Genomic DNA, 24,636 nt, shown 5'->3' on the forward strand with positions numbered 1-24,636 from the left:
CACCGCCGGCTCACGGATTAATGGGTTGAGGTAACACGGGTGGAGTGCCCGACGATAGGTGGGTGGTACTCCACCCACCGCCACGCCGTCCGTCGACGACTCCGAGAGATCTCGCGTGCTCATACGACTCCTGAGGGCTCACCTGCGCCCGTACAAGAAATCCATCATCCTGCTGGTGCTGCTGCAGTTCCTGCAGACCTGCGCCACGCTCTATCTGCCCACCCTCAACGCGCACATCATCGACAACGGTGTGGTGAAGGGGGACACGAACTACATCCTGACCTTCGGCGGCCTCATGATCGGGGTCTCGCTCTGCCAGGTGGCGTGCAACACGGGCGCTGTCTACTTCGGAGCCCGTACGGCCTCGGCGGCCGGCCGGGACATGCGGGCCGCGATCTTCGACCGCGTGCAGTCCTTCTCCTCACGTGAGGTGAGTCACTTCGGTGCGCCCTCACTGATCACCCGCACCACGAACGACGTCCAGCAGGTGCAGACACTGGCCCTGATGACCTTCACCCTGATGGTGTCGGCGCCGATCATGTGTGTGGGCGGCATCGTCCTGGCACTCGGCCTGGACGTTCCGCTGTCCAGCGTCCTGGTGGCCGTGGTGCCGGTGCTCGGCATCTGCGTGACGCTGATCGTGCGCCGGCTGCGCCCGCTGTTCCGCACCATGCAGACCCGCCTCGACACGGTGAACCGGGTGCTGCGCGAGCAGATCTCCGGCAACCGCGTCATCCGTGCTTTCGTCCGCGACGATTACGAGCAGGGCCGCTTCCGGGGTGCCAACACCGAACTCACCGAGGTCTCCCTCAACACCGGCCGCACGCTGGCGCTGATGTTCCCCATGGTGATGACGGTCGTGAACCTCTCGTCGATCGCCGTGGTCTGGTTCGGCGCGCACCGCATAGCGAGCGGCGGTATGCAGATCGGCGATCTGACGGCGTTCCTCGCCTATCTGATGCAGATCGTGATGTCCGTGATGATGGCCACCTTCATGTTCATGATGGTGCCGCGCGCCGAGGTCTGCGCCGAGCGTATCCAGGAGGTGCTGGGGACCGAGTCGAGCGTCGTACCGCCCAGCGCTCCCGTGGTCGAACTGCGGCGCCACGGCCATCTGGAGGTCCGCGGTGCCGGGTTCCGCTACCCGGGCGCCGAGGAGCCGGTGCTCAAGTCCATCGACCTGGTGGCCAGGCCCGGCGAGGTCACGGCCGTCATCGGGTCCACCGGCAGCGGCAAGTCGACCCTGCTCGGGCTGATCCCGCGCCTCTTCGACGCCACCGAGGGCGAGGTGCTCGTGGACGGCGAGAAGGTCTCGGAGGTCGAACCGAGGCTGCTGGCCAGGACGGTCGGGCTCGTCCCGCAGAAGCCCTACCTGTTCGGCGGAACGGTCGCCACGAACCTGCGGTACGGCAATCCGGACGCCACCGACGAGGAGCTGTGGCACGCGCTGGAGGTGGCGCAGGCCAAGGAGTTCGTCCAGGCGCTGGAGAACGGCCTCGACTCCCCCATCGCACAGGGCGGCACCAATGTGTCGGGCGGCCAGCGGCAGCGCCTGGCCATCGCCCGCACCCTCGTCCAGCGGCCGGAGATCTACCTGTTCGACGACTCGTTCTCCGCGCTCGACTACGCGACCGACGCCGCCCTGCGCGCCGCGCTCGCGCAGGAGACCGCCGAGGCGACCGTGGTGATCGTCGCCCAGCGCGTGGCGACCATCAGGGAAGCCGACCGGATCGTGGTCCTGGACGAGGGCCGGGTCGTCGGCACCGGACGCCACCACGAGCTGATGGCAAGCAACGAGACGTACCGGGAGATCGTGCTCTCCCAGCTCACGGAAGCGGAGGCTGCCTGATGGCCGGGCCCATGGGACGCATGATGGCCGGGGGTGGCCCCGACCAGCGCTCGATGGACTTCAAGGGGTCCGGAAAGCGGCTTCTCGCGCAGTTCAAGCCCGAGCGCGCCACCATGTTCGCCATGCTGGCGTGCGGTGTGCTGAGCGTCGGTCTCTCGGTGATCGGGCCGAAGATCCTCGGCAAGGCGACCGACCTCGTCTTCGCCGGGATCATCGGCCGCCAGATGCCGGCGGGTGTGACCAAGCAGCAGGTCCTCGACTCCATGCACAAGCGGGGCCAGGGCGGCATAGCCGACATGCTCTCCGGCACGGACTTCACCCCGGGCAAGGGCATCGACTTCACGGCCGTGGGCAACATCCTGCTGCTCGCTCTGTCCACGTTCCTGGTGTCCGGTCTGCTGATGGCGGTGGCCACCAGGCTCTCCAACCATGCCATCAACAAGACCGTCTACCGCCTGCGCGAGCAGGTGCAGGTGAAGCTGTCCCGGCTCCCGCTGTCGTACTTCGACAAGCGGCAGCGGGGCGAGGTGCTCAGCCGCGCCACCAACGACATCGACAACATCCAGCAGACGCTCTCGCAGTCGATGGGCCAGCTCATCAACTCGCTGCTGACGATCGTCGGCGTGCTCGTGGTCATGTTCTGGGTGTCGTGGCTGCTGGCGCTGGTGGCGCTGGTGACCGTGCCGCTCTCGTTCGTCGTGGCCACCCGGATCGGCAAGCGCTCGCAGCCGCACTTCGTGCAGCAGTGGCGCACCACCGGCAAGCTCAACGCGCACATCGAGGAGATGTACACCGGGCACACGCTGGTGAAGGTGTTCGGCCGGCAGGACGAGTCGGCCGCGCAGTTCGCCGAGCAGAACGAGAAGCTGTACGAGGCCGGGTTCAAGGCGCAGTTCAACAGCGGTGTGATGCAGCCGCTGATGATGTTCGTGTCGAACCTGAACTATGTGCTGGTGGCCGTGGTCGGTGGCCTGAGGGTCGCCTCCGGCGCCCTGTCCATCGGTGACGTCCAGGCCTTCATCCAGTACTCCCGGCAGTTCTCGATGCCGCTGACGCAGGTCGCCTCGATGGCGAACCTCGTGCAGTCGGGTGTCGCCTCCGCCGAACGCGTCTTCGACCTGCTGGACGCGGAGGAGCAGGACGCCGACCCGGAGGAGGGCCTGCGACCGGAGGAGCTGCGCGGCAGGGTCGCGCTGGAGAACGTGTCGTTCCGCTACGACCCGGAGAAGCCGCTCATCGAGGACCTCTCCCTGAAGGTGGAGCCGGGGCACACGGTCGCGATCGTCGGCCCCACCGGCGCAGGCAAGACGACGCTCGTGAACCTGCTGATGCGGTTCTACGAGGTCACCGGCGGGCGGATCACGCTCGACGGGGTCGACATCGCGAAGATGTCCCGCGACGAGCTGCGGGCCTCCATCGGCATGGTCCTCCAGGACACCTGGCTGTTCGGGGGCACGATCGCGGAGAACATCGCCTACGGCGCCTCGCGCGAGGTCACCCGGGGTGAGATCGAGGAGGCGGCGCGGGCGGCGCACGCGGACCGGTTCGTCCGTACGCTGCCGGACGGCTACGACACCGTGCTCGACGACGAGGGCACCGGGGTCAGCGCGGGTGAGAAGCAGCTCATCACCATCGCCCGGGCGTTCCTGTCCGACCCCGTGATCCTGGTCCTGGACGAGGCGACGAGCTCGGTGGACACCCGGACGGAGGTCCTGATCCAGAAGGCGATGGCGAAGCTGGCGCACGGCAGGACGTCGTTCGTGATCGCCCATCGTCTGTCGACCATCCGGGACGCGGACACGATCCTGGTGATGGAGAACGGCTCGATCGTGGAGCAGGGCACGCACGCGGACCTGCTGGCCTCCGACGGGGCGTACGCACGGCTGTACAAGGCGCAGTTCGCGCAGGCTGTGGCCGAGGTCGACTGACCGGTCGGGTTCATCGGGTTCATCGGGTTCATCGGGTTCGTCCGAGGGGGTCGCTCCACTTCAGGGGCGGCCCCCTTCCCTCAGTCCAGATAGCCCCTCAGCTGGTCGGCGAAGGCGTGGTCGCGAAGCTTGCCCAGGGTCTTCGACTCGATCTGGCGGATCCGTTCGCGGGTCACCCCGAAGAGGCGGCCGATCTCCTCCAGCGTGCGGGGGCGTCCGTCCACGAGTCCGTAGCGCAGCTGGACCACCTTCCGCTCCCGCTCGCCGAGCGTGGAGAGCACCGCCTCCAGATGCTCCCTGAGCAGCAGGAACGCGGCGGACTCGACCGGGCTCGCGGCGTCGCCGTCCTCGATGAGGTCGCCGAGCGCCACATCGTCCTCCTCGCCCACGGGCGCATGCAGAGAGACGGGCTCCTGGGCGAGCCGCAGCACCTCACTGACGCGCTCGCCGGTCAGGTCGAGATGGGCGGCGACCTCTTCCGGCGTCGGTTCGTAGCCGCGCTCCTGGAGCATGCGGCGCTGCACGCGGATGACGCGGTTGATGAGCTCGACGACATGGACCGGGACACGGATGGTGCGGGCCTGGTCGGCCAGGGCGCGGGACATGGCCTGGCGGATCCACCAGGTCGCGTACGTGGAGAACTTGTACCCGCGGGCGTAGTCGAACTTCTCCACGGCCCTGATCAGTCCGAGGTTCCCCTCCTGGACCAGGTCGAGCATGGTCAGCCCACGGCCCACGTACCGTTTGGCGACGGAGACGACCAGCCGCAGGTTGGCCTCGATCAGCCGGCGCTTGGCCATCCGGCCCATGACCACCAGCCGGTCCAGGTCATGGGCGAGCCGGCTGTCCAGGTCGGGGGTGTTGCCGAGCTTCTCCTCGGCGAAGAGGCCCGCCTCGACGCGGCGGGCCAGCTCGACCTCCTCGGCGGCCGTGAGGAGGGGGATCCTGCCGATCTCGCGCAGGTACTGGCGGAAGAGGTCCGAGGAGGGGCCGGTGGTGTCGGCGCGTTCCCGGGAGGGTCCGGCGGGCTCGGGCTCATCGTCGTCGGTGTCGAGGGCCTCCACCGCACCGGTAGGTGGCCCGTCCGGCTCGGGTTCCGGCCCGGACTCCGGCTCGGGGTGGTGCGTGCGCCGGCCCTGCGAGGGCATCGCCGCGAGGCCGTCGCTCTCGAGATCCGGCTCGGACTCCGGCTCGGACTCCGGCTCGCCGGGCCGTACTTCGGTCTGGGTGAGGGTCTGGGTCTGCACGGGGGCGACCTCCAGGGATGTCGCTGCTGAGGCAGGCGGCAGCGGTACGTCGGGGATGGGGCCGACGGTCCGTCCGTCGGCCATCCCGTAGTCGTTGAACGGAACCGCGGGGGTGTCGGACCCGCCATGGGCGGATCGGCCGCGCTCCGAGGACTCAGGCACCGCCCCCAGTGTGGGGTACGACACATCGCTGCCACGAGGGGCGTGCGACCACTTTTTGAGTCCGGTCCGTGACCGTGCGGTTACCCACGCGGAAACCCGGGGGCCGCCGACCGCCGCTGTCCGCCTCGCATATGCCAGACGCCCGTGACCAGTTGGCACTCGGCTCGTTCGATCATCAGACGGGCCGTCTGAAACATCCGGGACTACGGGAAGGGCCGCTCGGGCAAGATGGGGACCATGAGCGAGTACGACGAGCTGCGGCATCGCCTCGAGGCAGTCGAGGCGCGCGTCGAGGAGGTCGTGCAGCAGCACGCCGCGACACGGAACCTCGCCGTCGGCAGCGACCAGGATGTGGCCGCTCTGCAGCAACAGCGCCGGGCCGACATGCAGCTGATCCACGCATTGCGGGACACGCAGCTGGAGCAGGGCAGGACGCTGAAGCAGCACAGCGAGCTGCTGGGAGCGCTCGTCGCCGGGCAGGTCGAGCATGGCGGCGTCCTGGCCGAGCACAGCAAGATCCTGGCCGACCACAGCAAGATCCTTGGAGAACACAGCAAGATCCTGGGGGAGCACAGCAAGACCCTGGCCGAGCACGGCAAGACACTGGGGGAGCACAGCCAGATGCTGCGGTCACTGACCGCAGGCCAGGCCGCCATCCTGGAGCACCTCGGGCTCGCCCCGTCCATGCCGAAGCAGAGCCACTAGGGTCTCTCGTTTGGATCAGACCGGGCTCGCGGGCCCTGACACCGCTCCCTGATCCGGCCTGATCCAAACGAAAGACCCCAGGGCGCCGCGCGCGGCGGTGCTAGAGCGCCGCCGCGCCCCGCTCCCGCAGCGCCTGGTCGTACTGCTGGAGGACCCACAGTTCGTTCTGCACGGCCGACAGGTGCGCCGGATCCCCGTGGGAGCCCAGGCGTGTCAGAGCGCTCTGGACATCGCGCACGCGGCGTTCGACCGCGCGGCGGCGGACCGTGACGAGCTGGGCGCCCGCGTACGACTCGTCCACCTCCTTGCGGAGCAGGATCGCCTCGACCGCCAGTTCCGTGACCATGGAGCGGACCGTGTCATCGGGGGCCGCCTCGCGGACACGCACCAGGTACTCCTGCGGATCCTGGACGCCGTACTCCGCACCGCCCGCCTCCAGGATCGCCTGGCGCACGGCCGCGTACGGCGCCGCGGTGAACTCGTCCACCCCATAGGCGTCGAACGCCGGGGAGACCAGCTCCGGCTTCTGGAGGGCGAGCTTGAGCAGTTCGCGTTCGGTCGCGTAGACCGGGTTGCGCAGGGTGAGCGCCGGGCCCCCCAGGGCGGAGGGGCGGGGCGCCGCCTGGTACGGCTGCGCGGGGCGCTGCCCGTCGGGCGCGGGGCCTCGGCCGCCCCGGTCGCGCGCCCAACGGGCCAGCTGCGCCACCCGCTTGACCACGAACTGGGTGTCGAGGATGCCGAGCATGCCCGCGAGCTGGACCGCGACCTCGTGCTGGGCGCCGCTGTTCTTGATACGGGCGACGACCGGCGCCGCCTCATCTAGCGCGGCGGCGCGGCCGGCGGGGGTCTCCAGGTCGTAGCGGCTCACGATCTGGCGCAGCGCGAACTCGAACAGCGGTGTGCGGGGTTCGACGAGCCCGGCGACCGCCTCGTCACCCTTGGCCAGCCGCAGCTCGCAGGGGTCCATGCCGTCCGGCGCGATGGCGATGTACGTCTCGGCGGCGAACTTCTGGTCGTCCTCGAAGGCACGCAGGGCCGCCTTCTGGCCGGCCGCGTCACCGTCGAAGGTGAAGATCACCCGCGCCGAGCCGTTGTCCATCAGCAGCCGCCGCAGGATCTTGATGTGCTCGCCGCCGAAGGCCGTACCGCAGGTCGCGATCGCCGTGGTGACGCCCGCGAGATGGCAGGCCATGACGTCCGTGTAGCCCTCGACCACCACCGCCCGGCTCGCCTTGGCGATCTCCTTCTTCGCCAGGTCGATGCCGTACAGGACCTGCGACTTCTTGTAGATCGCCGTGTCGGGGGTGTTCAGGTACTTCGGTCCGTTGTCGGCCTCGTACAGCTTCCTGGCGCCGAAGCCCACCACATCGCCGCCGATGTCGCGGATCGGCCACATCAGCCGGCCGCGGAAGCGGTCGATGGGGCCGCGGCGGCCCTCCTGGGCGAGACCGGACAGGAGCAACTCCTTGTCCGAGAAGCCCTTGCCGCGCAGATGGCGGGTGAGGTGGTCCCAGCCCTGCGGGCTGTAGCCGACGCCGAAGTGGATCGCGGAGGCCTGGTCGAAGCCGCGCTCGGCCAGGAACGCGCGCCCCGTCTCGGCCTCGGCGCTGGTGCCGAGCTGCTCGGCGTACCACTCGGCGGCGAGCTTGTGGGCCTCGATCAGGCGGATGCGCTCGCCGCGCTGATGGGTCGGGTTGTACCCGCCCTCCTCGTAGCGCAGCGTGATGCCGACTCGGGCGGCCAGGCGTTCGACCGCCTCGGAGAAGGAGAGGTGGTCGACCTTCATCACGAAGGTGATGGTGTCGCCGCCCTCCTGGCAGCCGAAGCAGTGGAACAGGCCCTTGCTCGGGCTGACCTGGAAGGAGGGGGACTTCTCATCATGAAACGGACAGAGGCCCTTGAAATTGCCGCCGCCCGCATTGCGCAGCTGGAGGTACTCGGACACGACGGAGTCGATCGGGACCGCGTCCCGTACCGCCTTCACGTCCTCGTCGTTGATCCGCCCTGCCACGCAAAGATTCTACGGCCCCCCACCGACAGCCCGAGGTCCCGAGGGTCCCGGCAGCGCGCCCCACAGGGTCAGGGGGCCGTGCCGGCATACGGCTGCCTCGCGCCCCGACAGGGGCGCGGGGAACCGCGGAATACCCCACGTCGCACCCGGAAGGGACAACGCGCGAACCGGACCGTCACGCCGAAAGGCGCTCCAACGGCACCCCGGGATCGGCCAGGGCCTCCGCATCCACCCGCACCCTGGCCCGAATCAGCTTCTGGATCGGCTCTGTGACGTCCCACACGTTCACATTCATCCCCGCGAGCACCCTCCCCTCCTTCAGCCAGAACGCGATGAACTGCCGCTTCCCGGCATCCCCGCGGATCACCACCTCGTCGTACGACCCCGGCGGCGCCCACCCCGAGTACTCCATGCCCACGTCGTACTGGTCGGAGAAGAAGTACGGCACCCGGTCGTACGTCATCTGCCGGCCGAGCATCGCCCGCGCCGCGGCCGGGCCGCCGTTGAGCGCGTTCGCCCAGTGCTCCACGCGCAGCCGGGTGCCGAACAGGTCGAGCGGGAACGACGCCACGTCACCCGCCGCGTAGATATACGGGTCGGAGGTCCTCAGCCGCTCGTCGACCACGACGCCCCCGCCGAGCGCGCGGTCGGCGATCTCCAGCCCCGCCCCCTCCGCGAGAGCGACCCGCGGCGCGGCGCCGATCGCGGCGAGCACGTCGTGCGCGGGGTGCTCCTCGCCGTCGTCGGTGCGGGCGGCCAGCACCATGCCGTCCTGGCCCACGATCTCGGTGAGCCGCACGCCGAAGCGGAAGCGGACGCCGTGCTCGCGGTGCAGCTCGGCGAAGACGTTGCCCAGCTCCGGGCCGAGGACCGAGTGGAGCGGGGTCGGCTGCGGCTCGACGACGGTGACCTCCGCCCCGTACTCGCGGGCCGCCGCCGCGACCTCCAGACCGATCCAGCCGGCGCCCGCGATCACGAGGTGGCCGTTGTCCCGGCCGAGGGAGGTGAGGACGTTCTTGAGGCGTTCGGCGTGGGCGAGGCGACGCAGATGGTGGACTCCGGCCAGGTCCGTGCCAGGGATGTCCAGGCGGCGCGGCTCGGCGCCGGTCACGAGGAGCAGCTTGTCGTAGTGGACGAGCGTGCCGTCGTCGCCGAAGCGGACCGTACGGGCGTCGCGGTCGATGGCGTCGACGGTCTGGCCGAGGTGCAGCTCGATGTCGTTCTGCGCGTACCAGGCGGGCTCGTGCACGAAGACGCTGTCGCGCTCCTCCTTCCCGAGCAGATAGCCCTTGGACAGGGGCGGCCTCTCATACGGGTGGTCGCGTTCGTCGCAGATCAGTATCACGCGGCCGGTGAAGCCCTCCGCTCGGAGCGTCTCGGCCGCCTTCGCGCCGGCGAGACCGCCTCCGACGATGACGAATGTCTGATCCGCGTCGACCACTTGATGCCTCCTCGTAAGGATGTCGCCACATGGGAGCCTCCCGCACGGAGCGTGATGCGGGAAGAGGGAGTGCCCCGATCGAGCCACTTCGGGGTCACATCCAGGTCATCTGTGTCTCATCGTCGCCCGTGCCGCGTCGTCGTCCGTGCCTCAGCCGGCTCCGGTGAGCCGAGCGTGCAGAGAGCGTGCCGAGGCGTCCGTGAGCGAGGCTATCTGGTCGACGATCACCCGTTTGCGGGCGCGGTCGTCGGCCGCCTCGTGGAACAGGGCCTGGAACCGCGGGTCGAGTCCGTCGGGCGCGCGGGCGGTGAGCGCCTCGGCCAGTTCGGCGACCACGACCCGCTGGTCGGCGCGCAGCCGCGTCTGTTCGGCGCGCTGCATCACATACCGGTCCGCGACCGCCTTGAGGACCGCGCACTCCATACGGGTGCTGCGCGGTACGACGAGTTCGGCCTCGTACCGTGTCAGGCGACCGCCCCCGTACGCCGCCCGTGTCGCGCCCTCGGCGGCCAGGCAGAAGCGCCCGATGAGCTGACTGGTGGTGTCCTTCAGACGGGCCTGGGCGACCGCGGAGCCGTCGTAGCCGCTCGGCCACCACTCCTGCGCGAGGAGCCGGTCGAGGGCCTCGGCGAATTCCTCGGGGTCGGTGTCGGCGGGCGCGTACCGCCCCAGGGCGACGGCGAAGACGTCCTGCCGCTCGGGTTCGGAGAGGAGACAGGACGGGTCGATGTGGGCGGCGTGCAGACCGTCCTCGACGTCGTGCACCGAGTAGGCGACGTCGTCGGACCAGTCCATGACCTGGGCCTCGAAGCAGCTGCGGTGTCCGGGGGCGCCCTTGCGGACCCAGTCGAAGACGGGGCGGTCGTCCTCGTAGACCCCGAACTTGCGCGAGTCGGGGTCGTCCGGGTGGTCACCACGCGCCCAGGGGTACTTGGTGGCGGCGTCCAGCGCGGCGCGCGTGAGGTTGAGGCCCACGCTGACGAGTTCGCCGGTGCCCACCGTCCGCACGAACCGTTTGGGTTCGAGCCGGGCGAGCAGGCGCAGGGACTGGGCGTTGCCCTCGAAGCCGCCGCAGTCCTGGGCGAACTCGTTGAGCGCCTGTTCGCCGTTGTGCCCGAAGGGCGGGTGGCCGAGGTCGTGGGAGAGACAGGCGGCCTCCACGAGGTCGGGGTCGCAGCCGAGTGCGGCGCCCAGCTCCCGGCCGACCTGCGCGCACTCCAGCGAGTGGGTGAGCCGGGTGCGGGGGCTCGCGTCCCAGTCCGGACTGTGGCTGCCCGGTGTGACGACCTGGGTCTTGCCCGCCAGACGGCGCAGCGCGGCCGAGTGCAGCACTCGGGCGCGGTCGCGCTGGAAGGCGGTGCGGCCCGGCCGCTTGTCGGGCTCGGGCGCCCAGCGCTCGACGGCCGCCGCGTCGTACGCCGCCATCTCGTGCTCCGGGCGGGCCGGGCCGTCGCCGGGCCGCGCGGAGGTGTCGCGGGACTTCGGTGCAGTGCCGTCCATGCACCGACAGTAAACGCAGCCGGTGACAATCGGGATGTGGTCGTCCGTTTCCGGCCGGGGGGTTTCGCGGTCGGGGTCTCCCGGGGTCTTTCGTCTGGACCAGGCGGTTCAGGCCGAGGCCAGCGCGGGTGCGGCGGACGGCTCCCAGGCCGCGAGTGCCCGGTCGTAGCGGTGCACGACGAGGCGGGCCATCGCCGGATGGGCGCCGAGCGGGTCCGCGGCGATCCACGGGGCGGCCCCCGCGCACTCGGTGGCGAAGCGGCCGGGCGCGGCGAAGCAGGAGGCGAGGGCGATCCGGTGGCGGCCACGGGCGGTGAGCGCGCGCACCGCCTCGGGCACGGTGGGCGTGGCGGCCGAGGCGTAGGCCGGTACGACCGGGACGCCCAGGCGTTCGGCGAGGAGTCGCGCGGTGCGGCGGGTGTCGGCGGCTGAGTCGGGGGCCCGGGAGCCCGCGGCGGCGAGGACGACGGCGCTCGCCCGGCGCCGCCCGGCGCTGAGCGTGCCGGGCCAGCCCGCTTGGACCAGCCGGGCGTAGAGCGTCTCCACCAGCAGGGGGTGCGGGCCGAGCGGGGCCGCCGTGACCGTGTCCGCGCGCGCCGCCGCGGCGGCCTCGGGGATGTCGTACTTGACGTGGTGGCCTCGGGTGAGGAGCAGCGGCACGAGGACGGCACGGCGCGTGCCGAGCGAGGCGAGCGTGTCGGGGAGCAGAGGCTCGTTCAGCTCGATGTGGCCGAGGTGGACGGGCAGCTGGGGGCGCAGTTCGCGGACCCGCTCGACCAGGGTCAGCACGGTCGCCAGGGCGCGCGGGTCGCGGCTGCCATGAGCGACGAGGACGAGCGCGGGCGGGGTCGGGCGTCGGGTGCCGTCGAGGGACACGAGGCTGAGCTGGCTGCCGAGCTGCCGGGTGATCCGGTTCATCAGCTGCGACGTGGTGCCCAGGTGGACGCCGGGGACCGGCTGCCCGTGGCCGGGGCGGGGGTAGGGGTGGGACTCGTCGTAAAGGGGGTTCGACGCCGTCATGGACCGATCCTCGCGGCAGGAGGTTGCGGCGCCGTTGCGTGGCAATGACGATGTTGTTTTCCGGGGCTTCACGGACCGGGGGCGCATGGTGTGAGGGGCCCGCGCGAACCGGATCACCGTACGCTGCGTCTGAACGGGCAAGAGTGGTGCAGCGATCGACCTGGGGGGAAGCGACTCGATGGGCCTGCCGCGCCTGAACATCCGCGGACGCATGACTGGTTCGAGGCCCCCGCTGAGGGGTTTGAGGCTGCCGCGCACACGTGCCGGGCAGCGCCGGGCCGTGCAGGGCGTCGTCCTGCTGTGCGTGCTGGCGCTGCTCCCCGCGACCTGGCTGTTCCTGACCACGGGCAGCCGGCTGCGCACCACCGAGGATGTGCCGCGCACGGACGTCGCCATGGTCTTCGGCGCGGGCCTGTGGGACGGCGAGCCGTCCCCGTACCTCGCCCACCGCCTGGACGCCGCGGCGCGGCTGTACCGGGCGGGCCGCGTCAGGGTGGTCCTGGTCACCGGCGACAACAGCCGCACGGACTACGACGAGCCGGACGCGATGCGCGCCTACCTCGCGAAGCACGGCGTGCCGGCCGGGCGGATCGTCCGCGACTACGCGGGCTTCGACACCTGGGACTCCTGCGTCCGTGCGAAGAAGATCTTCGGGGTTGACCGGGCGGTCCTGATCAGCCAGGGCTTCCACATCCGCCGCGCCGTCGCCCTGTGCCAGGCGGCGGGTGTGACGTCGTACGGGGTCGGCGTCGGCGACAAGCACGACGTGACCTGGTACTACGGTGGCACCCGCGAGGTCTTCGCCGCGGGCAAGGCGGCGGTGGACGCGCTGTTCCACCCGGATCCCCAGTTCCTAGGGCCGAAGGAGCGGGGCGTCGCCCAGGCGCTCGCTTCGGGGCGGGGCTGAGGCGGGACTCGGCGTGAATATCTCAGACATATCGGATATCGAGGATCTGACGCCGGCCGAGCGCCGCGTCTGGGAGGCGTTCCCGCTCGGCGAGGGTGTCGACTTCCGGGAGGACCCCGACGAGGACCCGGCGGCGGGCGCCTCCTGGGGCCCTGAGCGCACCGTACGGGCCGAGGTGCTGCGGGCAATGCTGCTCGACGGGCCGGTGCGGGACGGCCGGACAGCCGGGCTGAAGGTGTGGGGTGCGCGGATCACCGGGGTGCTCCACCTCATGTACGGGACTGTCGGCCACCCCGTCCGGCTGCGCTCGTGCCACTTCGACGACGTCCCGAACCTGTACGGGGCACAGATCCCCACCCTGGTGCTGACGGACTCGGTCCTTCCGGGGCTGACCGCGGGCAACCTCCGTGTCGAGAACGTCGTGCGGATCACCTGCTGCCGCATCCGGGGCCCGGTGCGGCTCGCGGGAGCGAGGATCACCGGCGCGGTCTTCGCCAACCAGGCTCGGCTGGGCACTCCCGGGGAGCCGGCCGAGGAACCCCTCCTCCAGCTCAACCACGCGGAGATCGGCACGGATGTATGGGCCGAGGGGCTCGTCTCCCACGGCCAGGTGCGGTTGAACGGGGCCACCGTCGGCGGGCAGGTGAACCTGCACAACGCGCAAGTGCTCGACCCCGGCGGCACCGCCCTGCACGCCGAGACCCTGACGGTGGGCACCGACGTGCACGCCACGGGCTTCACGGCCCGGGGGCGGGTCAATCTCAGCGGCGCCCGGATCCCCCGCCACCTCAGTTTCGCCCACGCCGACCTGTCCAATCCGGGCGGGACGGCGCTGCGGGCGAGCAGCTGTGTCGTCGGAGAACTGTGGCTGCGCGACGCGGCGCCCGTGGTGGGCGAGGTCAATCTGCGCCGCGCGCAGGTGGACGTACTCCATGTGCCTCCCCAGGTATGGCCCGGACGCGTCTGGATCGACGGACTCAGCTACCGCGTCCTCGCCCCGCACCTGCCCGCCGAACAGCGGCTGCCGCTGCTGGAACGTGAAGCTGAGGGGTATCTCCCTTACGCCTACGAGCAGTTGACCACGGCGTACCGCACCGTGGGCGACGACGCCGCGGCACGCGCCGTGCAGTTGGCCAAGCTGCGCCGGCACCGGCGCACCCTGCCGCGGCACGCCCGGCTGTGGGGCTATCTGCAGGACGCGGCGGTCGGTTACGGCTTCCGGCCGATGCGGGCCGCGGGCTGGCTGCTGTTGCTGCTGTGCACGGGCACCGCCGCCTTCGCCCTGCACCATCCACCCGCCCTGAAGCCGTCCGAGGCGCCCGGATTCAACCCGCTCTTCTACACCCTGGACCTGCTGTTGCCGATCATCGACTTCGGCCAGGAGGGGGCGTTCGCGCCGCACGGGTGGTACCAGTGGCTGGCGTACCTGCTGATCGTCATGGGCTGGATCCTGGCGACGACGATCGCGGCGGGCGTCACACGCTCCCTCAACCGGCAATAACCGGAACCTCAGTCGCGGCGGCGATCGCGGTCGCGGTCGAGCCAGTCACCGCCCTCGATCGCCCGCCCGTGGGCGCGCAGCCGGGCCGCGACGGGCGGCGCGGCGACGTACACCCAGGCCCGTACGGTCCTGCCGTCGGCGGCCGTCACCTCCCGGTCCAGGCGCTCGTAGAGGCCCCGGGGATCGCCCGGCACGCATTCCTCCAACCGGTCGAGAGCGGCGAGGAGTTCGGGGTACGCCTCGGGCAGGGCGGTGACGATCTCCCCGTGGACCGTGCCTCCGGCCTGCTCCACGGCGTACGGGTATCCGGGGCCCTCGTACAGCACCGCGCCGGACAGCACACCGGATTCCTCGTGGCAGGCGCTGCCGCGGAGGAAGAGATCGTGGTTGCGCTCTCCGGGGCGCAGCGTCCCGTAGACGAAGAACGGCAGGGCCTCGCCCACGTGCCCTTTCACCCTTGTGCCCTCATGCCTTTTCACCGTCACACCCTCACACGGATCTCCACACACATCTCCTCTGCAGCGCCATAGACATGACATCCGGGGGTCCCCTGAAATCGGAGGACGCCAGGGGTCGCCCACCCCTCCCCCCACCTGCGCCCCCACAAAGGCCGTCCCCCTGCGGCCCCAACGCGCCCTCCCCGAGGAGACCGATGAGTCGGATACGGCACATCCGAGAGTCCCGTCTTGCCGCAGCCGGCACCGTGGCGACCACCGCGGCCCTGCTGGCCGCGGCTCTCGCCCCGGCCCCCGGCGCCGCCGCGGCCGACAGGCCCAGCCGGGCCACCGCGATCAGCAACGCCGCCGCCGCACTGCTGCACCAGGCCGCGCGCCTGGGCCTGACACCCGCGCAGGGCACCAGCGTCCGGGACGTCATCGTGGACGCGGACGGCAGCCAGCATGTGCGCTACGACCGCACATATCTTCATCTGCCCGTTCTCGGCGGCGACTTCGTTGTCCATCTCGCGCCGGGCGGATCCTTCCGCAGCGCCGATCGGGCCACCAGGCGCGCCATCTCGGTGCCGACGACCACCCCCGCCATCAAGGCTCCCCAGGCCGCCGATCTGGCCTCGACCGCGCTGCGCGCCGCGAACGTCGGAGAGCTGCTGAAGAACGTGACCGCCAAGCCCCGGCTCGTCGTGGACGCCCTGCACGGCACGCCCCGGCTCGCCTGGCGCACCGACGCGGCGGGCCAGGACTCGCTCGGCAACCCGGTCGCCCGCACCGTCCTCACGGACGCCCTCACCGGCGAGCAGATCGACGCCTGGGACAACATCGAGACCGCGACCGGCGACGGCAAGTCCCTCTACAGCGGCACGGTTCCGCTGGAGACGACGCTGTCCGGATCGACGTACCAGCTCAAGGACCCCACGCGCGGCGGCACTTACACGGGCGACGCCTCCAACAAGACGGATCTGTGTTTCCTCACCACCATCTGCATCAGCCGCGCGCCCGCGGCCGTCTTCACCGACTCCGACAACCACTGGGGCACGGGTACGGTCTCCGACCGCGCGTCGGCCGCCGTGGACGCGCAGTACGGAACGAACGAGACCTGGGACTACTACAAGAACGTCCACGGCCGCAACGGGATCGCGGGCGACGGCAAGGGCTCGTACAACCGCGTGCACTACGGGACGAACTACAACAACGCCTTCTGGGACGACGACTGCTTCTGCATGACGTACGGCGACGGCGACGGGACGACGTTCGGACCGCTGGTGGCGCTGGACGTGGCGGGCCACGAGATGACGCACGGCGTGACGTCGAAGACGGCGGCGCTGACGTACTCCGGGGAGTCGGGCGGCCTGAACGAGGCGACCTCGGACATCTTCGGCACACTGGTGGAGTGGTACGCGAACAGCCCTTCCGACCCCGCTGACTACCGCATCGGCGAGAAGATCGTCCGCTCGGGATTCGGCAAGCCGGCCCTGCGGTTCATGGACAAGCCGTCCAAGGACGGGAATTCGGCGGACTGCTGGAGTTCGTCGGTCGGGAACCTCGACGTCCACTACTCGTCCGGCGTCGCGAACCACTTCGCGTATCTGCTCGCCGAGGGCAGCGGCGCGAAGACCATCAACGGCGTCTCCTACGACTCCCCCACCTGCGACGGCGCCTCGGTCACCGGGATCGGCCGGGACAAGCTCGGGCAGATCTGGTACCGGGCGCTGACGGTCTACATGACCTCGTCGACGAACTACGCGGGCGCGCGCACGGCGACGCTGAACGCGGCGAAGGACCTGTACGGGGCGGGAAGTACCGAATACAACGCGGTGGCGGCGGCGTGGAGCGCGGTCGATGTGAACTGACCACCGGGCAGAAGTCAGGGGGCACACCCGCCATCGGGGCGACGCGGGCGGCCAGGGGGCCGGAGCTCCAGTGCTCCGGCCCCCGTCACGGCCCCGCGTGATCACCCGTTCAGTGCCCTCCCTACGCCCTCCGGGGGGCTCCCTCGCCACTTGTCGGGCGTGCGTCCGTGACCTGCTGGAATGCCGTCACGTTCACCCGTAGGGACCTCTCGACCTGCACCCGTTCACCGTATGTGTGGCGGACCGTCGGCATGCGGGCCGCGTCGGTCGCCCCCAGCCTCGGAAGGGCAAGGGCACGACCGACGCAGCGGCACACTGGGGGTGCCGCGGGCCGTGTCTCCCGGAGGAGCACCACGATGCGACGAACGGCCCGCCTGCTCACCGGCTCCGCGCTCGCCGTCGCCATCGCGGGGCTCGCCTCCGTACCCGCGTACGCCGCTGACACCCGGAGCCTGGAGGTCGTTCCCGCCACCGCCGTACCCGGCTCCGAGGTCACCGTCAACACGGCGGCGTGCGGCGCGGACGGTTCCGCGGCCGGTGACGCCACCGCGGTCGGGGCCGGCACGTTCACTCTCATGCCCAGCACCCACGAGCAGGACGCGATCGGGCGGTTCCGGGTGCCGCCGGGCGCGCAGCCGGGGACGTACGAGATCGTCGCCAAGTGCTCCGGCGCCCGGCAGACGACCGTGACCGGCGATCTGATGGTCTCCCTGACCGCGCTCAAGGATCCCGCGCTTCCGCGCGGGAGCGTGCACACGGGAGTCGGCGGCGCGCTCGGCCCCGACCCCGTGAAATCCGCGGCCGGCGTGGCGGCTCTCGCCATCGCCGCCGCGGGCGGCACCTGGCTCCTGCACCGCCGTGTGCGAGACGACAGGACCTGACGCCGGTACCGCCCCTCCCGCTCCCCCTCCGGGTCCGATGCCCCTCGCGGCCCGGAGGGGGCCTTGAGCCCCCTTTCACGTGAGGAGTCCGACGTGCGCAAGGTCGGCATATCCGGCACCGTCGGCGACGCCGCGATAGCGACCGCGACGCTGGTCGCCCTCGGTTCCGGCATATGGCTGCTGCACGGCGGCACCGCGCCCAAGGCGCCGCCGCAGCCGCCTGCCGCGCAGTCGGTCACGGCGACGGACCGGACGGATTCCGGGGCCCCCGCACTGCCGCCCTCGCCCCCGGACCGCATCCGCATCCCATCGATCCGCGTCGACGCCCCCCTGACGGACCTCGGCCTGTCCGGCACCGGCCGTCTCCAGGCCCCTCCCCCGACGGACCAGAACCTCGCGGGCTGGTACCGCGGGGGCGCCACCCCCGGCGAGACGGGAACGTCGATCGTCGCCGGTCATGTCGACACCGCGGCGGGCCCCGCCGTCTTCTACAACCTCGGTGTACTGCAGAAGGGCAACACGATCGAGGTGCACCGCCAGGACGGCTCGACCGCCGTCTTCACCGTCTACGCGGTCCGGGTCTTCGAGGCCAGGAACTTCCCCGACCGGACGGTGTACGGGGCGGCGTACCGCCCCGAGCTGCGGGTGATCACCTGCGGGGGCGGATACGCGCCGGGGACGGGCTACCAGGGGAACGTGGTCGCCTTCGCGTATCTCACGGGCCGCCGCTGATCCCCACCCTGTCCGGCATCAGGCGCCCATCGGCCCTCACAGCCCCGTCCCGGCCCTGCTGAGGGCAGCGTTCCTCCTGGGAAACAGCCGTGATGCGGCCGGGTAACGTCGGCACCGCACGCTGCGGGACATGACCTCGGACACTCCCACGATCGTGCTCGTCGGCCATGGCATGGTCGGCCAGCGTTTCCTCGAAGCGCTCGCCGAGCGCGGCCTGACCGCCACGCACCGGGTGGTCGTGCTGTGCGAGGAGCCCCGCCCAGCCTACGACCGCGTCCGGCTCACCTCGTACTTCTCCGGCACCACACCCGACGAACTGTCCCTCACCGACACTGAGTTCATCCGGGCGCACGGCATCGAGCTCCATCTCGCCGACCCCGCCGTAGCGGTCGACCGCACCGCCCGGACGGTCACCGCCCGCTCCGGGATGAGCATCGCCTACGACACCCTCGTCCTCGCCACCGGCTCCAGCCCGTTCGTCCCCCCGGTCCCCGGCAAGGACACCGAGGGCTGCTTCGTCTACCGCACCCTCGACGATCTGCTGGCCATCGAGACGTACGCGAAGTCGAACGCCACGACGGGCGCGGTGGTCGGCGGCGGCCTGCTCGGGCTCGAGGCGGCCGGCGCGCTGAAGGGACTCGGACTCGCCACGCACATCGTGGAGTTCGCGCCGCGCCTGATGCCGGTGCAGGTGGACGAGCAGGGCGGCGCCGCGCTCCTGCGCACCATCGAGGACATGGGACTGAACGTGCACACGGGCACGGGCACCCAGGAGGTCGTCGCCGGTGACAACGGCGCCGTGCGTGCCATGCGGCTGTCTGACGGCTCCGAACTCGCCACGGACCTGGTCGTGTTCTCGGCGGGCGTCCGCCCCCGCGACCAGCTCGCCCGCGACTGCGGTCTCGCCGTCGGCGAGCGCGGGGGCGTCGTGGTGGACGAGCGGTGCCGCACGGTCTCCGACCCGCGGGTGTTCGCGATCGGCGAGTGCGCGCAGGCCGCCGACGGCCGGGTGTACGGGCTGGTCGCGCCGGGCTATGAAATGGCCGGGACGGCGGCGGCGGCCATCGCCGACGAGGAGTCCGCGTTCACCGGCGCGGACCTGTCCACCAAGCTGAAGCTGCTCGGCGTGGACGTGGCCTCCTTCGGCGACGCGCACGGCACCACCGAGGACTGCCTGGACGTCGTCTACGCCGACGCGCGCTCCGGCACGTACAAGAAGCTGGTCGTCGGCCGTGACGGGACGCTGCTCGGCGGCATCCTGGTCGGCGACGCGGAGGCGTACGGGACGCTGCGGGCGCTCACCGGCACCGTACCGCCCGTCGCCCCCGAGCAGTTGGTGCTGCCCGCCGCGACGGGTGCCCCGGCCGGGCTCGGGCCGTCGGCGCTGCCGGACGAGGCGGTCGTCTGCTCCTGCCACAACGTCACCAAGGGCGCGATCCGCGGCGCGGTGGCCGAGCACGAGTGCACGAGCGTGGCCGAGGTGAAGAAGTGCACCAAGGCCGGCACGGGCTGCGGCAGTTGCGTCAAGGTACTGGACGGGTTGGTCTCCGCCGAGCTGGAGGAGAGGGGCGTCGAGACCGACAAGGGCCTGTGCGACTGCTTCCCGCAGACCCGCGAGGAGCTGTACGAGATCGTCCTGACCCTGCGTATCGCCTCCTACCGGCAGCTGCTGGACCGGTTCGGACGCGAGGGTGCGCGCGGCGGCGACGGCTGCGAGACCTGCAAGCCCGCCCTCGCCTCGATCATCGCCTCCCTCGCCCCGGCCATCGGCGCCGACGGCTACGTCCTGGACGGCGAACAGGCGGCCCTCCAGGACACCAACGACCACTTCCTCGCCAACCTCCAGAGGAACGGCTCGTATTCGGTGGTTCCGCGTATCCCCGGCGGTGAGATCACACCGGAGAAGCTGATCGTCATCGGCGAGATCGCCCGCGACTTCGGCCTCTACACAAAGATCACCGGAGGCCAGCGGATCGACCTGTTCGGCGCCAGGGTCGAACAACTGCCCGTGATCTGGACCCGGTTGGTGGACGCGGGCTTCGAGTCGGGGCACGCCTACGGCAAGGCGCTGCGCACCGTGAAGTCCTGCGTCGGCCAGACCTGGTGCCGCTACGGCGTCCAGGACTCCGTCCGCATGGCCATCGACCTGGAGCTGCGCTACCGGGGCCTGCGATCTCCGCACAAGCTGAAGTCGGCGGTGTCCGGCTGCGCCCGCGAGTGCGCCGAGGCCCGGTCGAAGGACTTCGGTGTCATCGCCACCGCGAGCGGCTGGAACCTGTACGTGGGCGGCAACGGCGGAGCGACCCCCCGCCACGCGGACCTGCTGGCCCAGGACCTGTCCGACGCCGAGCTGGTCCGCCTGATCGACCGGTTCCTGATGTTCTACATCCGCACGGCCGAGCGCCTGGAGCGCACCTCGGCCTGGCTGGAGCGCATCCCCGGCGGTCTCGGCCACGTCCGGGACGTCGTCGTGGACGACTCGCTCGGCATCTGCGAGGAGTTGGAGGCGCTGATGGCCGCGCATATCGCGGGGTACCGCGACGAGTGGGCCGAGACCATCGACGACCCCGAGAAGCTGGCCCGGTTCGTGTCGTTCGTCAATGCCCCCGGCACCCCGGACCCGGTCGTCGGTTTCGTCCCCGAGCGGGACCAGATCAAGCCCGACCTGCCCCTGCTGTCCATCGGCCCACGCCCCCTGGCCCTGGAAGGAAGCGCCCAGCGATGACCCTGGCACCCGAGACGACCGATCTGAAAGTGCAGTTGAGGCCGGACAGCGATGCCGGCGACTGGTTCACGGTCTGCGACCTGAGCCGGCTGACCCCGGGCCGTGGAGTGGCGGCGCTGCTGCCGGACGGCCGCCAGGTGGCACTGTTCCGCGACCGCGCGGACCGGCTCTACGGCATCGACAACCGCGATCCGTTCACCGGCGCCGCCGTGCTCTCCCGGGGCCTCACCGGTTCCCACCAGGGCCGCCCGTTCGTCGCCTCACCGCTGCTCAAGCAGCGCTTCGACCTGGCCTCCGGGCAGTGTCTGGACGACGAGACGGTGCGGGTGGCGACGTACGAGGTGCGCGGCACCTGACAGCGGTGTGCGCGGCACCTGACAGCGGTGTGCGCGCCACCGGACAGCGGCGTGCGCGGCGCCCGAGGTGCGGCAGGGGCGGGTCCCTACCGCTTCAGCCCGTCGTACACCACGCCCGTCAGCTCCTCGGAGGCCGCCCACAGCCGCTGCCCCTTCGTATCGTCCAGGGTCCGCGCCGCCCGCCAGGAAGGCGCGGGTCCGCCACGCCACATCGCGAGGGAGGGGCCGGTGAAGGAGTCGGGGCGGACGCCGGGTGCGGTCGCCGCGTACAGGCTGGGCAGCGCGCCCGACTCCGCCGACTGGGCGAAGACCCGGTTGCTCAGTTCCATCGCCCGCTCGGCGACCTTGCGCCCTTCGGCCCGTGGCCCGGCAGCCATCAGATCGGTGGACGCGTATCCCGGGTGGGCTGCCGCGGCGACCACGTCGGCGCCGGTCGCGGCGAGCCTGCGCGCCAGTTCGTGCGTGAACAACAGGTTGGCGGTCTTGGAGCGGGCGTAGGCGACCCAGCGCCGGTACCGGCGCTCGCTGTTGAGGTCACCGAAGTCGACGTCGGCCAGTGCGTGCATCATGCTCGACACGGACACCACACGTGCCCCGGGCGCCGCCAGCAGCGCGGGCAGCAGCAGTCCCGTGAGCGCGAAGTGCCCGAGGTGGTTGACCCCGAACTGCGTCTCGAACCCGTCCGACGTCCGCCCGTACGGCAGCGCCATCACCCCGGCGTTGTTGACGAGCAGATCGAGTCTCCCGTACGGGAACCAGTCGGCGAACTCCCGTGCCGAGTCAAGGTTTCCGAGGTCGAGCGGAATGTACTCGGCGTCCGCGCCCGGCACCTCGCGGCCGATCCGCCCGGCCGCCTCCCGCCCCCGCTCCTCGCTGCGGCAGGCGAGCACCACGCGCGCCCCGGCGCGGGCGAGCTCCCGCGCGGTGACATACCCGAGCCCGCTGTTGGCCCCGGTGACGACGGCCGTGCGACCGCCCAGGTCAGGAATGTCGTGCGTGTTCCAGCCGGACATGAACAGACTCCTTCCGCGAAAGAGCGACGCCCCACCCTACGAGCACGTCCCGACCTGGGCGAGACCCGACTCGGCCGCTGACATGGACACAGTTGACGCGGTCGATCCGGATCACGCGGCCATGCACTTACCGCAGGCGAACCATCCCGGTCACAGCACTGGATAGAGTCGTCCCGTTACAACTGGTTGTGGGGACAACCACCGCGCCTTGGGGAGGGTCTGCACCATATGAGTCGTCGCTCTGGTGGCCTGGTCGGCGTCTGGGCCGAGATGCAGAGGCAGCAGCAGCGCCAGGCCGAGGCCGAAGCCCGACGGCGCAGACAAGAGGCGCAGCAAGCGCGTGCTTTCGAGCGGCGAGCTGCCCAGAATCATCGCGAGTACCGGCAGGCAGAGGCACTGCGCCGCACAGAGGAACTGGACGCACAGGTTGCGTCGCTGCAAGGTCTTCTCGCCTCGGGCTGTCAGGCGCCGGCTTTCAGGGCTTCCTCCCTCATACGCCCGGAGGAGATCCCGCCCTTCGCTCCGGGCTCATTGGCACAGCCCGTGCCCATGCCGAACTTCGACCATTACCAGGCTCAGACGGGCTGGAGTGCCCATCGCCGGGCTCAGGCACAAGCCGAGGCCCGGGAGCGGTTCGAGCGGGACCTGCACGCGGCCCAGGCAGCCGAGGTCCAGCGGCAACACCAGTTGGCGGCATACCAGCGGGACTACCGGCAGTGGGCAGATACTCGGCTGGCCGAGGTGCGACGACACAACACCGGCCTCGCCGATCTCACCGAAGGAGTCAGGCGCCGCGATCCCGACTCCGTGGTCGAGTACTTCTCAGCCGCTCTCTACGCCTCGTCCGCGTGGCCGGAGGGGTTCCCACGACAGGTGCTGGCAGCCTATGACCCGGCAGCCGGACAACTGGTGCTGGACTGGGAACTGCCCTCCTTCAGCGTCGTCCCTGAAACCAAGTCCGTTCGGTACATGCCCAGCGTGGACCAGGACAAGGAGACTCCCCGGCCGGTCGGCCGGCGCCGGGCCCTGTACCGGGAGGTACTCGCGCAGTGCGTGCTGCTGGCCCTGCATGAGCTCTTCGCCGCGGATGAGACGGGCGCTCTCGAGTCCGTGACCCTGAACGGCTTCGTGGACGGGCATGACCCCACGACGGGCCGGCCGGGTCATCTCTACCTGGCAACTGTAATGGCTCCACGCTCGACGTTCCGCGACCTGCACCTGGCGCAGGTGGACGCCTGTAGCTGCCTTGCCGATGCCCTGCGGGGGCAACTCTCCGCCCGTCCTGACCAGCTCACACCCGTGCGGCCGAGTCGCCGGCCACAGGATGTGGGGAACCATGTGGTCGCGCACGGCAACCGTGAGGAGCCCGACCTCTACGAGATGGATCCGATCGACTTCGAGAATCTTGTCGCCGATCTGTTCCGCGCCATGGGAATGCAGGCGGTCACCACCCAGCGCTCCAACGACGGCGGGGTGGATGTGGACGCGCTGGATCCGGCCCCGATCCGAGGCGGCAAGATCGTCGTGCAGGTGAAGCGCTACCGCAACACCGTGCCGCCCACTGCCGTGCGTGACTTGTACGGCACCGTGCAGGACACCGGCGCCAACAAGGGTGTCCTGGTGACGACGTCGAAGTTCGGTCCTGGCTCGCACACCTTCGCCAACGGCAAGCCCCTGGAACTGATCCCGGGAACCGAACTCGTCGACCTGCTGCACCGTCATGGACTCCGTGGTCGTCTGGGCGGTGCTGCCGGTCGTGCCGCGGTGCAGCGGACGCCGACGGTTCCGGACACTCGCCTGCCCGCCGACTACAACATCCTGGGCATGTCCTGGACCGGCAGTGTCGCCCTGGACGTGTGTGCTCTCGTCTGCCGCGGCAACCGCGTTCTGAGCGACGACCACTTCATCTTCTTCAACAACCATCAGACGCCCGATGGAACCGTTCGGGCCCTTCCTCCTGCCGCGCCCGACAAGGCCGCGATCTGTGTGGCCTTCGACGGCTTGCCGGAAGCCGCCGACAGACTCGTGCTCGTGGCCGCCATCGACCCGGAGATCAACCCCCATTCGGACCTCTCCGGCTTCACGGACGCGTGCATCCGGCTCCTTGACCCAGGGATGACCGAACTGGGACGGCTCGACGTCTCCGACGGCCGGCCCGGCGAGACCGCCTTGATACTCGGCTCCTTCCGTCGAAGGTCCAACGGCGACTGGGACTTCGTCCTCGGCGGCAAGGGCTACACGGGCGGCTTGGAGGAACTCGTCATCGACTACGGCGTGGAAGTGGAGTGACCCGGCCGTCCGGCCGGTGCCGTACGGCGGTTCCTGACGGGCGTACGAGAGATCACGGTCGCGG

At 70.7% G+C, this 24,636-nt stretch carries 18 protein-coding genes; 11 read left to right on the top strand and 7 right to left on the bottom strand.

The genetic code is table 11. The features are described from left to right. Positions 1-115: 115 nt before the first annotated feature. Together ABZ845_RS03220 and ABZ845_RS03225 are read left to right on the top strand one after the other, a co-directional pair. Positions 116-1,849, top strand: a complete 1,734-nt coding sequence (locus ABZ845_RS03220; protein ID WP_360972322.1) for an ABC transporter ATP-binding protein — start codon at positions 116-118, stop codon at positions 1,847-1,849. Next, positions 1,849-3,777: an ABC transporter ATP-binding protein gene (locus ABZ845_RS03225; RefSeq protein ID WP_360972324.1), complete on the top strand. Its 1,929-nt coding sequence runs from the start codon at positions 1,849-1,851 to the stop codon at positions 3,775-3,777. Before ABZ845_RS03220 ends, ABZ845_RS03225 begins: the two co-directional genes overlap by 1 nt. Positions 3,778-3,857: 80 nt before the next feature. On the opposite strand, the gene ABZ845_RS03230 is transcribed toward ABZ845_RS03225, so the two are convergent. After that, positions 3,858-5,186 (bottom strand): RNA polymerase sigma factor, encoded by a 1,329-nt coding sequence (locus tag ABZ845_RS03230; protein ID WP_360972326.1) that lies wholly within the window; start codon positions 5,184-5,186, stop codon positions 3,858-3,860. A gap of 237 nt (positions 5,187-5,423) precedes the next feature. Here ABZ845_RS03230 and ABZ845_RS03235 point away from each other — a divergent pair, with 237 nt between their 5' ends. Continuing rightward, positions 5,424-5,891, top strand: a complete 468-nt coding sequence (locus ABZ845_RS03235) for a hypothetical protein (protein WP_360972328.1) — start codon at positions 5,424-5,426, stop codon at positions 5,889-5,891. A 100-nt stretch (positions 5,892-5,991) separates the two neighbouring features. Here ABZ845_RS03235 and dnaG read toward each other — a convergent pair whose 3' ends face one another. The 4 genes from dnaG to ABZ845_RS03255 all read right to left on the bottom strand — a co-directional run bounded on the left by dnaG (position 5,992) and on the right by ABZ845_RS03255 (position 11,863). Then, entirely contained in the window at positions 5,992-7,902 is a 1,911-nt protein-coding gene (gene dnaG / locus ABZ845_RS03240; RefSeq protein ID WP_360972330.1) for a DNA primase, read from the bottom strand. Positions 7,903-8,077: 175 nt separating this feature from the next. Beyond that, positions 8,078-9,343 (bottom strand): FAD-dependent oxidoreductase, encoded by a 1,266-nt coding sequence (locus ABZ845_RS03245; protein ID WP_360972332.1) that lies wholly within the window; start codon positions 9,341-9,343, stop codon positions 8,078-8,080. A 150-nt stretch (positions 9,344-9,493) separates the two neighbouring features. Further along, positions 9,494-10,768, bottom strand: coding sequence for a deoxyguanosinetriphosphate triphosphohydrolase (locus ABZ845_RS03250; RefSeq protein WP_360972466.1), 1,275 nt, complete (start codon positions 10,766-10,768; stop codon positions 9,494-9,496). Positions 10,769-10,951: 183 nt separating this feature from the next. Next, entirely contained in the window at positions 10,952-11,863 is a 912-nt protein-coding gene (locus ABZ845_RS03255) for a sirohydrochlorin chelatase (RefSeq protein WP_360972334.1), read from the bottom strand. A 211-nt stretch (positions 11,864-12,074) separates the two neighbouring features. Here ABZ845_RS03255 and ABZ845_RS03260 point away from each other — a divergent pair, with 211 nt between their 5' ends. Then, entirely contained in the window at positions 12,075-12,770 is a 696-nt protein-coding gene (locus tag ABZ845_RS03260; protein WP_360972336.1) for an ElyC/SanA/YdcF family protein, read from the top strand. A 13-nt stretch (positions 12,771-12,783) separates the two neighbouring features. Then, positions 12,784-14,271, top strand: coding sequence for a membrane-associated oxidoreductase (locus tag ABZ845_RS03265; protein ID WP_360972338.1), 1,488 nt, complete (start codon positions 12,784-12,786; stop codon positions 14,269-14,271). Between the two features lie 8 nt (positions 14,272-14,279). On the opposite strand, the gene ABZ845_RS03270 is transcribed toward ABZ845_RS03265, so the two are convergent. Beyond that, positions 14,280-14,714: a gamma-glutamylcyclotransferase family protein gene (locus ABZ845_RS03270; RefSeq protein ID WP_360972340.1), complete on the bottom strand. Its 435-nt coding sequence runs from the start codon at positions 14,712-14,714 to the stop codon at positions 14,280-14,282. Positions 14,715-14,923: 209 nt separating this feature from the next. On the opposite strand from ABZ845_RS03270, the gene ABZ845_RS03275 reads away from it, so the two are divergent. The 5 genes from ABZ845_RS03275 to nirD all read left to right on the top strand — a co-directional run bounded on the left by ABZ845_RS03275 (position 14,924) and on the right by nirD (position 21,270). Continuing rightward, the gene (locus ABZ845_RS03275; protein WP_360972342.1) at positions 14,924-16,576 is read left to right on the top strand and encodes a M4 family metallopeptidase; all 1,653 of its coding nucleotides are present in this window, start codon (positions 14,924-14,926) and stop codon (positions 16,574-16,576) included. A gap of 356 nt (positions 16,577-16,932) precedes the next feature. Continuing rightward, positions 16,933-17,457 carry a hypothetical protein gene (locus ABZ845_RS03280; RefSeq protein ID WP_360972344.1) on the top strand — a complete coding sequence of 175 codons (525 nt, stop codon included), beginning with the start codon at positions 16,933-16,935 and terminating at the stop codon, positions 17,455-17,457. A gap of 63 nt (positions 17,458-17,520) precedes the next feature. Further along, entirely contained in the window at positions 17,521-18,189 is a 669-nt protein-coding gene (locus tag ABZ845_RS03285; protein ID WP_360972346.1) for a class F sortase, read from the top strand. 130 nt (positions 18,190-18,319) lie between these two features. Then, on the top strand, positions 18,320-20,914 hold the full coding sequence (gene nirB, locus ABZ845_RS03290; RefSeq protein WP_360972348.1) for a nitrite reductase large subunit NirB: 2,595 nt from the start codon (positions 18,320-18,322) through the stop codon (positions 20,912-20,914). Then, a complete protein-coding gene (gene nirD, locus ABZ845_RS03295) occupies positions 20,911-21,270 on the top strand; it encodes a nitrite reductase small subunit NirD (RefSeq protein WP_360972350.1) in 360 nt (119 codons plus the stop codon). Before nirB ends, nirD begins: the two co-directional genes overlap by 4 nt. Positions 21,271-21,356: 86 nt before the next feature. Here the strand turns inward: nirD and ABZ845_RS03300 are convergent, their stop codons facing one another. Further along, positions 21,357-22,283: an oxidoreductase gene (locus tag ABZ845_RS03300; protein WP_360972352.1), complete on the bottom strand. Its 927-nt coding sequence runs from the start codon at positions 22,281-22,283 to the stop codon at positions 21,357-21,359. 228 nt (positions 22,284-22,511) lie between these two features. Here ABZ845_RS03300 and ABZ845_RS03305 point away from each other — a divergent pair, with 228 nt between their 5' ends. Continuing rightward, positions 22,512-24,572, top strand: a complete 2,061-nt coding sequence (locus ABZ845_RS03305; protein ID WP_360972354.1) for a restriction endonuclease — start codon at positions 22,512-22,514, stop codon at positions 24,570-24,572. The last annotated feature ends 64 nt before the right edge of the window (positions 24,573-24,636 follow it).

The sequence above is a fragment of the Streptomyces sp. NPDC047022 genome (assembly GCF_040644155.1).
In the GTDB taxonomy this organism is placed as follows: Bacteria; Actinomycetota; Actinomycetes; order Streptomycetales; family Streptomycetaceae; genus Streptomyces.